The 12797-nt window shown below is 70.9% G+C and carries 10 protein-coding genes; 4 read left to right on the top strand and 6 right to left on the bottom strand.

Annotated features, from left to right (window positions below; all coding sequences use genetic code 11):
• Nucleotides 1-84: 84 nt before the first annotated feature.
• The 5 genes from ABD091_RS01360 to ABD091_RS01340 all read right to left on the bottom strand — a co-directional run bounded on the left by ABD091_RS01360 (nucleotide 85) and on the right by ABD091_RS01340 (nucleotide 5049).
• Nucleotides 85-861, bottom strand: a complete 777-nt coding sequence (locus ABD091_RS01360) for an ABC transporter ATP-binding protein (RefSeq protein ID WP_343915321.1) — start codon at nucleotides 859-861, stop codon at nucleotides 85-87.
• The gene (locus tag ABD091_RS01355; RefSeq protein ID WP_343915320.1) at nucleotides 854-1840 is read right to left on the bottom strand and encodes an ABC transporter ATP-binding protein; all 987 of its coding nucleotides are present in this window, start codon (nucleotides 1838-1840) and stop codon (nucleotides 854-856) included. The genes ABD091_RS01360 and ABD091_RS01355 overlap by 8 nt, the downstream gene beginning before the upstream one ends.
• Nucleotides 1830-2819: a branched-chain amino acid ABC transporter permease gene (locus ABD091_RS01350; RefSeq protein WP_343915319.1), complete on the bottom strand. Its 990-nt coding sequence runs from the start codon at nucleotides 2817-2819 to the stop codon at nucleotides 1830-1832. The genes ABD091_RS01355 and ABD091_RS01350 overlap by 11 nt, the downstream gene beginning before the upstream one ends.
• Nucleotides 2820-2833: 14 nt before the next feature.
• Nucleotides 2834-4192, bottom strand: coding sequence for a branched-chain amino acid ABC transporter permease (locus ABD091_RS01345; protein WP_343915318.1), 1359 nt, complete (start codon nucleotides 4190-4192; stop codon nucleotides 2834-2836).
• A gap of 131 nt (nucleotides 4193-4323) precedes the next feature.
• Entirely contained in the window at nucleotides 4324-5049 is a 726-nt protein-coding gene (locus ABD091_RS01340; RefSeq protein ID WP_343920851.1) for a DUF554 domain-containing protein, read from the bottom strand.
• A 120-nt stretch (nucleotides 5050-5169) separates the two neighbouring features.
• On the opposite strand from ABD091_RS01340, the gene ABD091_RS01335 reads away from it, so the two are divergent.
• Together ABD091_RS01335 and polA are read left to right on the top strand one after the other, a co-directional pair.
• Nucleotides 5170-5751 (top strand): GNAT family N-acetyltransferase, encoded by a 582-nt coding sequence (locus ABD091_RS01335; protein WP_343915316.1) that lies wholly within the window; start codon nucleotides 5170-5172, stop codon nucleotides 5749-5751.
• A 42-nt stretch (nucleotides 5752-5793) separates the two neighbouring features.
• Nucleotides 5794-8487 (top strand): DNA polymerase I, encoded by a 2694-nt coding sequence (polA, locus tag ABD091_RS01330; protein WP_343915314.1) that lies wholly within the window; start codon nucleotides 5794-5796, stop codon nucleotides 8485-8487.
• Here polA and ABD091_RS01325 read toward each other — a convergent pair.
• On the bottom strand, nucleotides 8484-9722 hold the full coding sequence (locus ABD091_RS01325) for a lipopolysaccharide biosynthesis protein (protein ID WP_343915313.1): 1239 nt from the start codon (nucleotides 9720-9722) through the stop codon (nucleotides 8484-8486). The genes polA and ABD091_RS01325 overlap by 4 nt on opposite strands.
• A gap of 174 nt (nucleotides 9723-9896) precedes the next feature.
• Between ABD091_RS01325 and ABD091_RS01320 the strand changes: the two genes are divergently transcribed.
• Together ABD091_RS01320 and ABD091_RS01315 are read left to right on the top strand one after the other, a co-directional pair.
• The gene (locus ABD091_RS01320) at nucleotides 9897-10436 is read left to right on the top strand and encodes a hypothetical protein (protein ID WP_343915312.1); all 540 of its coding nucleotides are present in this window, start codon (nucleotides 9897-9899) and stop codon (nucleotides 10434-10436) included.
• 8 nt (nucleotides 10437-10444) lie between these two features.
• A complete protein-coding gene (locus ABD091_RS01315) occupies nucleotides 10445-12742 on the top strand; it encodes a hypothetical protein (RefSeq protein WP_343915311.1) in 2298 nt (765 codons plus the stop codon).
• Nucleotides 12743-12797: the final 55 nt, after the last annotated feature.

Here is a 12797-nt window from a genome sequence, read left to right as displayed (position 1 = left end):
GGGCGGGGTAACCCGCGACGCCAGCACGACGCCCCCGGTCCAGCTGGACCGGGGGCGTGCGTACGTCGTACGGCGCGGAGCGGGTCAGTTCTTGCCGAGCGTCCCGAGGTAGAGCTCGATGACCTTCGGGTCCTTGATGAGGTCACGCCCGGTGCCGGTGTAGGCGCTGGTTCCCTGGTCCATGACGTAGCCCCGGTCGCTGATCTGGAGGCAGCGGCTGGCGTTCTGCTCGACCATGATCACCGAGACGCCCGCGCGGTTGATCCGTCGGGTCTGCACGAACACCTCGTCCTGCAGCACGGGGGAGAGGCCCGCGGACGGCTCGTCGAGCAGCAGCACCGACGGCTCCATCATCAGCGCGCGGCCCATCGCCACCATCTGCCGCTCCCCGCCCGACAAGGAGCCGGCGCGCTGGCTGCGCCGGTCCAGCAGCGCGGGGAACAGCTCGCCGACGAACTCGAACCGCTTCCGGAACGAGGTCGGACGCTGGTAGACGCCCATCTCCAGGTTCTCCTGGATGGTCAGCGAGGGGAACACGTTGTTGGTCTGGGGGACGAAGCCGATTCCCTTGGTGACCAAGGTGTCGGCACGCTCGTTGGTGATGTCGTCGCCCTTGAGTCGAACGGTGCCGGAGCTGACCTTCACGAGGCCGAAGAGCGACTTCAGCAGCGTCGACTTGCCGGCGCCGTTGGGCCCGATGATGCCGACCAGCTCGCCTTCTTGGCAGTAGAGGTCGGCGCCGTTGAGGATGTTGACCCCAGGCAGGTAGCCGGCGATCAGGTTGTCGGCCCGCAGCACCGCGCCTTCGGCGGCCTTCTCGTGGCCGCTCCGGTCGACGGTCGGGGTGTTGGTCTCACTCACGGGAGTCCTCCTGGGACGATCCGTCGTGCTCGGAGTCGATCTCGGCCTGCGCCTCGGCGAGGATCTGGTCCTCCATGTCCTCGCTGAGGTCCTGGTCGTGGTGCGAGCCCAGGTAGGCGTCGATCACGCGCTGGTCGCTCATGACCGCGTCGGGCGGACCTTCGGCGACGACCTGACCCTGGGCCATGACGATCACCCAGTCGGAGATATCGCGCACCATGTCCATGTCGTGCTCGACGAAGAGCACGCTGCGGCCCTCGTCTCGCAGCGCCTTCACGTGGCCGAGCAACGACTGCTTCAGCGCCGGGTTCACCCCGGCCATCGGCTCGTCGAGCATGACCAGCTCGGGGTCGGCCATCAGGGCGCGCGCCATCTCGAGCAGCTTGCGCTGGCCCCCCGAGAGCGATCCGGCGAAGTCCTCGCGCTTCTTGATGAGCAGGAATCGCTCGAGCAGCGCGTCGGCACGGTCGGTGTTGCCGTGCTCCTGGTCGCGCCAGAGGAAGGAGAACATCGCCTGGAGCAGCGACTCGCCCTTCTGGCCGGTGGCGCCGACGCGCATGTTCTCGATCACGGTCAGCTTGGAGAGGACCTTGGTGAGCTGGAAGGTGCGGACCATGCCCATCCGGGACACCTTGTAGGCGGGCACCTTGTTCAGCGGCGTGCCGTTGAAGGACCAGGTCCCCTCGTTGGGCCTGTCGAAGCCGGTGAGCAGGTTGAAGAAGGTCGTCTTGCCGGCACCGTTGGGTCCGATCAGCGCGGTGATCACGCCGCGCTGGATCTCGACGTGCTGGACGTCGACGGCCGTGAGGCCGCCGAACTGGCGTCGGATCCCGTCGGCGACCACGATCGGGTCGGGCTTCGGCGCCCCGGGCTCGTGCGGTACGTCGCGCAGGGCGGCCCTGGCCGCCGAGACGTCGACGCCGGTCGCGTTCTCGACCGGTGCACCGTCCTCGGGCGTGGTGGTCACGTCAGCGGGCATCGAGCGCCAGCTCCCTTCGGTCTCCGAAGATCCCTTGTGGTCGGTAGATCATCAGCAGCATCAGCCCGAGCCCGGTGATGATGAAGCGCATCAGGCTGGCCTGCTGCGAGTCCATGATCCAGGTCGGGATCAGCTCGCTGCGGGTGGCCTGGCTGAAGAACGACCCGAGGAAGTTGATGAGGAACCAGAAGATGATGGCGCCTGCGACCGGGCCGAGCACCCGGGCCGCGCCGCCGATCAGCAACGCGGTGTAGGCGAAGAACGTGACGTCGGTGGCGAAGAACGACGGACCGACGGCAGCGGATCGCAGCGACGTCATGACACCGGCGAGTCCACCGATCACGCCGCCGATCACCAGCGCCTGCATCTTGAAGGAGTAGACGTTCTTGCCGAGCGAGCGTACGGCGTCCTCGTCCTCGCGGATCGACTTCAGGACCCGGCCCCACGGGCTGCGCATGAGCAGCCAGATCAGCAGGCAGCACACGGCCACCAGCGACCAGCCGACGGTCATGACCCACGCGTCGTAGGCGCTCCACTGGACGAGCCCGAGGTCCACCCGCTCGGTGTAGGGGTTGGCGGCCCGGAAGCCACCGATGAAGTCGGTGATGCCGTCCTGGCCACCGAAGGTGCTGGAGAAGGAGGCCGCACCGATGGTCTGGCGGATGATCTCGGCCGCCGCGATGGTCACGATGGCGAGGTAGTCGGCTCGCAGCCGCAGCGTCGGGATGCCGAGCAGCAGGGCGAGCACCACGCACAGGAGCAGTCCGACGACCAGGCCGATCCACAGCGAGGAGCTGAAGATCGTGACCGCGCCGCCGACGGAGTAGCCGGCGACCAGCATGAAGCCGGCCTGGCCGAAGTTGAGCAGTCCGGTGTAGCCGAAGTGCACGTTGAGGCCGATGGCCGCCAGGCAGTAGATGATCGCCGTCGGGCCGAGGGCCTGTTCGAGGGAGAACCCCAGAAGATTGCCGATGTCCATGTCGCGTCCTTCCCTCAGCCGACCCGTTGGGCTCGACCGAGCAGGCCCTGGGGTCGGATCAGCAGCACCACGATCAGCAGCAGCAGTGCGCCCACGAACTTGAATTCGGCCGGGACGAAGAGCGTGGTCAGCTCCGTGAACAGGCCGATGATGAAGGCGCCGACGATGGCGCCCCAGATGGTGCCCAGACCGCCGAGCACGACCGCGGCGAAGACGAGGAGCAGCAGCTTGAACCCGATCTGGTAGTCGAACCCCTGGGTCAGGCCCAGCAGTGCGCCGGCCAGTCCCGCGAGCGCGGCACCGCCGATCCAGACGATCGAGATCACGCGCTCGACGTTGATGCCCGTGGCGGAGGAGAGCGCGGGGTTGTCGGCGACGGCGCGGGTGGCCTTGCCCAGCCGGGTGTACTGCAGCAGCGCGGTGGTCCCGAGCAGGACGGCCATGGCGATCAGGAAGACCGCGACCTCCTTGGGGGTGATCAGCAGCGGACCGATCTCCCACGGGGTCACCGCGGAGTACTGCGAGTAGTTCTGGCTCTGCGCCCCAGCGAAGTACTGGTAGAGGTTGCGCAGGAAGAGCGAGAGACCGATGCTCACGATCATCATCGCGATGACGCCGGTGCCCCGCTTGCGCAGCGGCCGCCAGAGGGCGGCGTCGTTGAGCCAGCCGAAGGCGGCGGAGACGATGAACGCACCGATGACGCCGACGATCACGGTGATGTTGGCCCCCCCGATCGATATCTGCCCCGGCAGGCGGTCGATCGCGAACGCCACGATCGCGCCGAACGTGATCAGCTCGCCGTGGGCGAAGTTCGTGAGCCCGGTGGTGCCGAAGATCATCGACAGGCCGAGTGCCGCCATGGCCAGCAACGAGGAGAAGACCAGGCCGCCGACGGTCAGCTGCAGAGCCTGCACGAGCTTTCCGGACGAACCCGCGAGCGGGTCGCCGATCGGGAAGATCACGCTCTGGTCGCCCGTCGTGGTGAACCGGATCGTCACCTCGACCTTGTCGGGGTCTCGCAGCCCCGAGCCGTCGGGAAGGGTGCTCTCGTCGATCTTCACGACGAAGGTCTGGCCGAGGATCTTCAACGGGTCGCCCTCGAGCGGGATGTCGAAGATGCCGTTGGCGTCGGAGGTGTCCTCGCCGATGACGGTGCCGGACTCGTCCTCGACGGTGACCGCGACGCCCTCGACCGGGCTGGGCGGGTCGTCGCGCTCGTCACGGAGACAGCCCTTGATGTGGATCTCACCCTCCGGGTGGTCCTCGTAGCTGCACCGGCCGCCGGACTCGGCGGCGGGCACCGCAGCCTGGGCCGGGACCGCCGGTGCGACCACGGCCAGGAACGCCACGACGAGCGCTCCGACCGCAGCCAACCGAGATCGTGAGGTGTGCCTGAGCAAGTGCAAGGGTCCTCCGTTCCGACGCCCGGGCGGCGTCGTGACCCGCCGCACAATACCGACAGCAGGGCCAGGTGGACGGGCGACTCCGAGGCGTTACCCAGGCGTTACCGGAGCGCGGCCGCGAAAGAGACCAGGAGAGGTGCCACCACGAGCGCCGGGAGCAGGTCGGCGACCGGGATCTCCCTCACGCGGAGCAGCCGCAGCGCCACCCCCACGAGGAGCAGACTGCCCACGGCGGTGAGGGCGGCGACGTGGGCGTCCGGGAGCACGTCGCCCAGCAGGACGCCGGCGACGGTCAGCCCGCCCTGGACGACGACGACGGTGAGCGCGCTGGCGGCCACGCCCCATCCGAAGGACGCCGCGAACGCAAGAGCCGCGAAGCCGTCGAGCGCGGCCTTGAGGAAGAGCTGGTCGGCCCCGCGTCCCAGCCCGTCGTTGAGCGAGCCGAGGACCGTGAGCGGTCCGGTGCAGAACAGCAGGGACGCAGCGACGAAGCCCTCGACGAACCGCCGGCGCTCGGCCGAGCCCTCCTCCCGGGTCAGCCGGGCCTGCAGCCAGGCCCCCAGCCCCTCGACCCGCTGCTCGAGCCGCAGCAGCGACCCGACGATGCCGCCGACGAGCAGCGAGCCGAGCACGACCAGCATCGGCGCGCTGTCGCCGATCGCGGCCGAGAGCGCCGGGTCGGTGACGCTGGCCGCTGAGAGTGCCGCGATCAGCAGGGTGACCAGGCCGAGGCCGTCGGTGACGACATCGCGGGTGCGCTGCGTGAGGCGGTGTCCGAGGAGCACGCCGAGCCCGGCGCCCACCAGCACGGTGACGACGTTGACCAGGGTGCCGATTCCGGGGAACAGGGGGTCTCCTCTGACAGACGGGGAAGGCCGAGCGTAGTCTCGTCACAGGTGCCGGGCCGTCGGGGGCTGGAGTGGGCCGGCCGACACGCGAGGAGCGACATGCGTTCCCAGCCGCTGATGCGTCCGGCGAAGGACTCCGACGTCCCCTCGCTGACGCTGATCTGGGCCGACGTGCTGCGCCGTGCCGACCGCGACCAGCAGGTCGAGGACGTACGCCGCATCGTCGACCGGGTGTCCGCCCTCCACGAGGAGCGGATCGTCGTCGCCGAGCTCGACGGTGCCGTGGCCGGCGCTGTGCACCTCAAGGTCACCACCTTCAGCCCCATCAACCTCGAACCGGTCGTGCAGGCGATCTCGCCCCACGTGCTGCCAGAGTTCCGCCGGCACGGCATCGGGTCGGCGCTGATGGAGGCGGCCGTGGCCTTCGCCGAGGAGCTCGGTGTCGGTCATGTCGGCACCGCCGTGAACTCCGGCGCACGCGACTCCCAGCGCTTCATGGCGCGGCTGGCGCTCGGTCCGGCGGCCACGCTGCGCGTGGCCCCGACCAGCGTGGTGCGGGGGCGCCTCCAGGCCCTCTGGCCGGCCCAGCGACCGGGGGTGGGGCGCCCGGCGAGCCGCCACCTGCCGAGGGTCCTCGCGGCACGTCGCTCGATGCGCCGGGGGGAGTCCCCGGAGGCCTGACCGGCGGCCGCCCTGTCACTGCCGGCGGCTAGAGTCGCGGGCGTGCCAGAGACCCCGCGCCTGCTCCTGCTCGACGGCCACTCGCTGGCCTACCGCGCGTTCTTCGCGCTCCCGGTCGAGAACTTCTCGACGGTCGAGGGCCAGCACACCAACGCCGTCTACGGCTTCACCTCGATGCTCGTCAACGTGCTCCGCGACGAGCAGCCGACCCATGTCGGCGTGGCTTTCGACAAGTCGCGCCAGACCTTCCGCCTCGAGCAGTACGCCGACTACAAGGCCGGCCGCAACAAGACCCCGTCCGAGTTCTCCTCCCAGCTGCCGCTGATCCAGCGGATGCTCGACGTGCTGCGGATCCCCCACCTCCAGAAGGAGGGGTTCGAGGCCGACGACATCATCGCCACCCTCGCGACGCAGGCCGGGGCCGAGGGCCTGGAGGTGCTGATCCTCACCGGTGACCGCGACTCCCTCCAGCTCGTGACCGACACCTGCACGGTGCTCTACCCCATGCGCGGTGTCTCCGAGCTCGCCCGCATGACGCCCGAGGCGGTCGAGGCGAAGTACGGCGTGCCGCCGGCGCGCTACCCCGAGCTCGCGGCGCTGGTCGGTGAGACCTCCGACAACCTCCCGGGGGTGCCGGGGGTCGGTCAGGGCTTCGCCGCCAAGTGGATCAACACCTACGACGGCCTCGACAACGTCATCGCCCGCGCCGACGAGATCACCGGCAAGAAGGGCGAGTCGCTGCGCGAGCACCTCGCCGACGTGATGCGCAACCGCCACCTCAACGAGCTCGTGCGCGACCTCGACCTCGAGCTCACGCCCACGGACCTGGCGCTGACCACCTGGGACCGCACCTCCGGCCTCGAGCTGCTCGACGAGCTCGAGTTCCGGGGCGACCTGCGGACCCGGCTGCTCGAGGTCGCCGACAGCGAGGGCGCGGAGCCGATCGACGAGAGCGGCTTCGACCTCACCGGCGAGCGGCTCGCCCCGGGCGCGGTCGGGGCGTGGCTGTCCACCCATGCGGCCGGTGACGCCCGCACCGGCGTGGCCGTCCAGGGCTCGTGGCGCGCCGGCACCGGCGAGGTGTGGTCCCTCGCCTTCGCCGCGGCCGACGGCACCGCCGCCTGGCTCGACGCGAGCGAGGTGTCGCCCGATGACGACGCCGCGCTGCTGGCCTGGCTCGGCGACCCCACGCGCGCCAAGGTGCTCCACGACGCCAAGGGCCCGATCCTCGCGCTCGCCGCCCGCAGCTGGACGCTGCGCGGGCTGGTCTGCGACACCGCTCTGTCGGCCTACCTCGTGCGGCCCGACCAGCGCTCCTACGACCTCGCCGACCTCACGTTGCGCTACCTCAAGCGCGAGCTGCGCTCGGGTGCGGCCGACACCGGCCAGGGGGAGCTGCTCTTCGAGGACGACGCCTCCGGGAGCGGTGCCGAGCAGGCCGCGATGCTCCAGGCGCGCGCCGTGCTCGACCTCGCCGAGACGCTCGACGGTGCGGTCGAGGAGCACGGTGGCGCGCGGCTCCTCGCCGAGATGGAGCTGCCGCTCGTCGACCTGCTGGCGCGCATGGAGCAGGTCGGGGTGGCGGTCGACCACGACCACCTCGAGGCGCTCGAGACCCACTTCGCGGACGAGGTCAAGCGTGCGGCCGAGGACGCCTTCGCGGTCATCGGCAAGGAGATCAACCTCGGGTCGCCCAAGCAGCTCCAGGTGGTGCTGTTCGACGAGCTCCAGATGCCGAAGACCAAGCGCACCAAGACCGGGTGGACCACCGACGCCGACGCGCTCCAGTCGCTCTACGAGAAGACCGAGCACCCCTTCCTCACCGCGCTCCTGCGCCATCGCGACGTCGCGCGGTTGCGCCAGACGATCGAGGGACTGCTCAAGACGGTGGCTCCCGACGGGCGGATCCACACGACCTTCAACCAGACCATCGCCGCGACCGGCCGCCTCTCCAGCACCGACCCGAACCTCCAGAACATCCCCGTCCGCACCGAGGAGGGCCGCCGGATCCGCGAGGGCTTCGTCGTGGGCGACGGCTACGAGTCGCTCATGACCGCCGACTACAGCCAGATCGAGATGCGGATCATGGCCCACCTCTCCGAGGACGAGCTGCTGATCGAGGCGTTCCGCTCGGGTCGCGACTTCCACGCCGTGACTGCGGCCCGGGTCTTCGGCGTGGAGCCGGGCGAGGTCACGACGGAGATGCGCGCCAAGATCAAGGCGATGAACTACGGGCTGGCCTACGGGTTGTCCGCCTTCGGGCTCTCCCAGCAGCTCCGCATCGAGCCCTCCGAGGCCCGAGGGCTCATGGAGGAGTACTTCGAGACCTTCGGCGGGGTGCGCGACTACCTCGCCGGGATCGTCGACGAGGCGCGCCGCTCCGGGTTCACCGAGACGATCTGGGGTCGCCGTCGCTACCTGCCCGACCTCACCAGTGACAACCGCCAGCGGCGGGAGATGGCCGAGCGGATGGCGCTCAACGCCCCGATCCAGGGCTCGGCCGCCGACCTGATCAAGGTCGCCATGCTCCACGTGCAGCGCGCCATCGAGGCCGAGGGACTGGCGTCACGGATGCTGCTCCAGGTCCACGACGAGCTCGTCCTCGAGGTCGCTCCGGGGGAGCGGGACCAGCTCGACACGCTGGTCCGCGAGCAGATGGGTGCGGCAGCCGACCTGACCGTGCCCCTCGACGTCTCCGTCGGCACCGGCCGCAGCTGGCACGAGGCCGCCCACTAGGAGCCGGCGGGCTCCGACCGTCGCCGGCTCGCGGCGCCCAGCAGCACCAGCAGCAGTGCGGTGTCGACCGCCACGACCCGGGTCACGAGACCGGCCGCCGTCTCCGCGGTCGAGCCGACCGCCAGCATGACGAGCAACGCGAGCCAGACCCAGGCGCTGCTCGCGCGCCCGTCGCTGGCGAGCACCGAGTAGACCAGCAGCTGGAGCACGGCGAGCACCGTGCCGAGCAGGGCGAAGGACCACAGCTGGTCACCGACCTCGGCGAACGCGTCGCCACCGACGAAGACCAGCGCCAGCTCGGGGAGCAGCCAACAGGCGAGAACGCCGGCGGCCCCGAGGGCCGAGATCACGACGGTCCCGGCGACCAGCGGACGGCCACGACGCTGGGCCGCCATGTCGGGGAACAGCAGCACCACCACGAACTGCGGGAGGAAGAGCAGGGCCTTGGTGAGGATCAGGCCGGCGGCGTAGAGGCCGCTGGCGTGGTCGTCGAGCACGTTGCGGGCGACGACCACGTCGAGGTTGGAGAGGGCGAAGAAGGCCAGCAGGGCCTGCGAGTTGAGGGCCGACTCACGCAGCACCGAGCGCCCCGCGTGGCGAGTGGCCTCGGGACCGGGGGCCCGGTCACCGCGTAGCGCCCACCAGCCGACGACGACCGGCGCGACCGTGGTGAGGGCGACCGCCGCGACGGCCGCGGCCTCGCTGGGTCGCCAGGCGAGAAGTGCGGTGCCCACGACGAGGCGCGGCACCCCGGTGGCGACGTACAGCACCGCGAGCGGGGCCCAGCGCCGTTCGCCCTGGAGCACGCCGGCCTGGCCGCCCATCACCGTGAGGAAGACCGCGGAGAACGCCACCAGCCAGGCGATGCGCAGGTCGTCGAGGCGCAGCAGCCGGTCGAGGACGGGGGAGAGGATCACCAGTGCGGCGCCGATGGCCAGGCCGGCCGTCCAGCTCGTGCGGAGCACGGTCCGCTCGATCTGGGCCACGTGGTGATGGTCGGAGGCGATCCGTCGCGCGGCGGTGGCCTGCAGCGCGAGGGCGGCGACGCTGATGACGATCAGCACGTTCATCACGGCGGCGAAGCCACCGTAGGCGCCCGGACCGAGGAGCCGGGCCGCCAGCATCGTGAAGCCGTAGGTCGCCACGTTCATGACCCCGACGGCCACCGCGATCTGTGCGCCCCCGCGCAGAGCGGTCCCCGATCCGCTGGCGGACTGCTCCGACGCACTGGTCACCGGGCGAGCCTAGGCGGTGGCAGCCCGTCGCCACGGCTCGCCCACACGTCGGTGACAGTCGTCACGATGAATCGGCGGACGCAGGTTACTTGTGCGTATACTCCGGCGACTGCGCAGCGGGTGCGCGGTCCACGGTTGGGAGGCCGTGAACTGGGAGGACCTGCCTGATCCGTCATGCGTAAGACCTTGATCTCCGGCCTGCTGCTCGTCGCCGCGGCCTTTCTGACTGTCCTGCTGGGGGACTGGCTCGACCTCGACGTCGAGTCCGTCGCCCTGTTGGGCGTGGCCGCCGGTGCGGTCGTCGCCCTCGTCCCCGACGCCGGCGTCGGCCGCCGGCTCGCCGGCTTCGCGCTCGGCGTCGTGGTGACCCTCGTCGGCTACCTGGTCCGGGCAGCGGTGCTGCCCGACACGACCGGGGGCCGCGCGGTGTTCGCCGCCCTGGTCGTCGGCCTGCTGGTCGTCGTCGCGGCCGTCAGCCTGGGCCGGCTCCCGCTGTGGTCCGGGCTCCTCGGTGCCGCCACCTTCGCGGGCGCCTTCGAGGCGACCTACACCCTGGCTCCGCCGCGGGTGGTCGAGAACGCCACCAACACCATCACGGGACTCGTGCTCTGCATCGCCGTCGGCTTCGCCGCGGCCTCGCTCGCTGCCCCGGCACGCGAGCGCGCGACCGAGACCACCCCCCACCGCGACGAGGTCCTGGAGGACGCCCAGTGAGCACCCGAGTGAGCACCCGACTGAGCAAGAGCCACGTGTTCGGCGCCGGACTGGCCGCCCTCGCCCTCGGTGCGGTCGCGATCGCCCCCGGCGCGGTCGCCGCGGACGACAGCGGTGACGTCGACGTCGTCAACACCGAGACCGTGCAGGTCTACATCAACTCCGACGGCGAGATCGAGCGCCAGAGCGTCTACGAGCAGCTCTCCTTCACCGGTGACGGCACCGTCGACGTCGCCAACCCGGTCGAGACCGACGGCTTGCGCAACCTCGACGGGTTCGGCGGCGTGTCCGCCGAGGACGGCGTCCAGGACGTGTCGGTGACCGTCGACGGCTACGAGCGGCTCCGCTCGGTCAGCGACTACACCGGCGACCTGCCGCTCGAGTTCGACATCACCTACCTCCTCGACGGTGAGGAGATCGAGCCCGGTGACCTCGTCGGGAAGAGCGGCGAGCTCGAGGTCGTCTACACCGTCCGCAACGTGACGGCCCAGCCGCAGGAGGTGTCCTTCCCCGACGGCAAGGGCGGCACCATGACCGAGACCGTCGACGTCCCGATCCCGATCGTGGGCTCGATGGCGCTGACGGTGCCGCCGAGCTTCACCGACGTGACCTCCGAGCAGGCCAACATCGCCGGTGACGGCAAGGGCGGCACCAAGCTGTCGTTCACGATGACGCTCTTCCCGCCGCTGGGTTCGGACGAGATGGAGTTCAGCTACAAGGCCCAGGTCTCGGACGCGGTGGTCCCGGCCACCTCGGTGACCGCGCTGCCCGTGAACCCGCTCGAGGTCCCGACCTTCAAGACCGCCGGCGACAGCTACCAGAGCGGCTCCGACACGGGTATCCGCCTGACCGAGGGCGCGACCCTCATCGACGAGAACCTGCTCAAGCTCCGCGACGGCGCTGCCCAGCTCCTCGACGGGCTGATCCAGCTCAGCGACGGCGGCGACCAGCTCGCCGCCGGTCTCGCGGGCGAGGCCGCTCCCGGTGCCCGGGAGCTCGCGGACGGCCTCGGCCAGATCGACGACGGCGCCGGCCAGCTCGCCGACGGCAGCCAGAAGGCCTCGTCGGGTAGCCAGGACCTCGAGGCCGGTCTCGGGAAGATCAGCGGCGGGCTCGACCAGCTGTCGGCGGTCGACGGCCTGCCCAAGGCCCTCGACGGCGTCAAGCAGCTGCGCGCCGGAATGGACCAGATCGTCGCGGGCTTCGGCTCCACCACGACCCCGGACACGCTGCTCTACGGGCTCGACCAGCTCGAGTCCGGGCTGCCGGCTGCCGTCAGCGGCGCCAACCAGCTCAAGGCCGGTCTCAACGTCATGCGCGGCGAGGATGGCAACTGCACGGCGACGCCGCCCACCGGCAGCGGTCTCTCGAAGGCCAAGTGCGGCGTGGACGCGGTGAAGTCACGGCTGGACGGCGCCCTCGCCGGCGGCGGCAGCCTCGACCAGCTTGCGGGTGGGCTGGAGTCGCTGCGCAACTTCTGCGACGCCGACGAGCCGGCCTGCGAGCCGACGATCAACGGCCTGCAGGCCGGCGTGACCCAGAACCGCACCGACCTCACCCAGGCGTCCGGCGTGCTCGGCCAGGTGTCGAGCGGCCTCGAGCAGGCGCTGTTCTCCCTGGACAACCTGCTGATCCCGGGGATGGAGAGCCTCCAGAGCGGCCTCGAGGACGGTCTGGCGGGCGCCCAGCAGCTCAACGCCGGCGCCAAGAAGCTGGCCGGTGGCAGCAAGCAGGTCCGTGACGGACTCGCGGAGCTTCAGGTCGGGCTGACCGCCGCTGTGAGCGGTGTCTTCCAGCTGGCCGACGGCGCGGGACAGGCCTACGACGGCTCCGGTGACCTGGCTGACGGCCTCGGCCGGCTCGCCGACGGTGCCGGCCAGCTGGCCGACGGCACCGGCCAGGCCAGCGACGGCGCCGGCCAGCTCGCCGACGGCCTCGGCGACGCGGCCGACGGTTCGGAGCGTCTCGCCGACGGCCTGTCGCAGGCCGAGGACGGCGCGCCCCAGCTGGTCGACGGCGCGGGCCGCCTCTCCACCGAGGGCATGTCCCAGCTGATCGAGGCCGGCGAGGACACTGCGCAGGACTACGGCAAGCTCTACGCCACCATCAAGGCCGGCGCGGACCGCGCCGACGCCGAGAAGATGGCCTACGGCGCGCCCGAGGGTGCCCAGGGTCTGACCGCCTACAGCTACGAGCTGCTCGGCGACGACGGCCAGGGGTCGCGCAACACCAAGCGGGGCGTCGCCGCGCTCGCGCTGCTCGGCGCGGGTGCCGGCGGGCTGCTGCTCCGTCGCCGCCTGGCCTGATCCCGGAGGTCCACCACACCACCCGGCCACGGCGCCGTCCCCGCGTGGGGGCGGC

Origin of the sequence: Nocardioides aestuarii, assembly GCF_039527245.1 — a bacterium.
GTDB classification, from domain to species: Bacteria; Actinomycetota; Actinomycetes; order Propionibacteriales; family Nocardioidaceae; genus Nocardioides; species Nocardioides aestuarii.
Note: the sequence above shows the minus strand (reverse complement) of the source record. Positions and strands in the feature narration are given on the sequence as shown.

Coding starts and splice junctions, on each gene's coding strand:
- ABD091_RS01320 (WP_343915312.1), top strand. CDS start 9,897: ATGCGTAAGACCTTGATCTCCGGCCTGCTGCTCGTCGCCGCGGCCTTT.
- ABD091_RS01335 (WP_343915316.1), top strand. CDS start 5,170: ATGCGTTCCCAGCCGCTGATGCGTCCGGCGAAGGACTCCGACGTCCCC.
- ABD091_RS01355 (WP_343915320.1), bottom strand. CDS start 1,840: ATGCCCGCTGACGTGACCACCACGCCCGAGGACGGTGCACCGGTCGAG.
- ABD091_RS01350 (WP_343915319.1), bottom strand. CDS start 2,819: ATGGACATCGGCAATCTTCTGGGGTTCTCCCTCGAACAGGCCCTCGGC.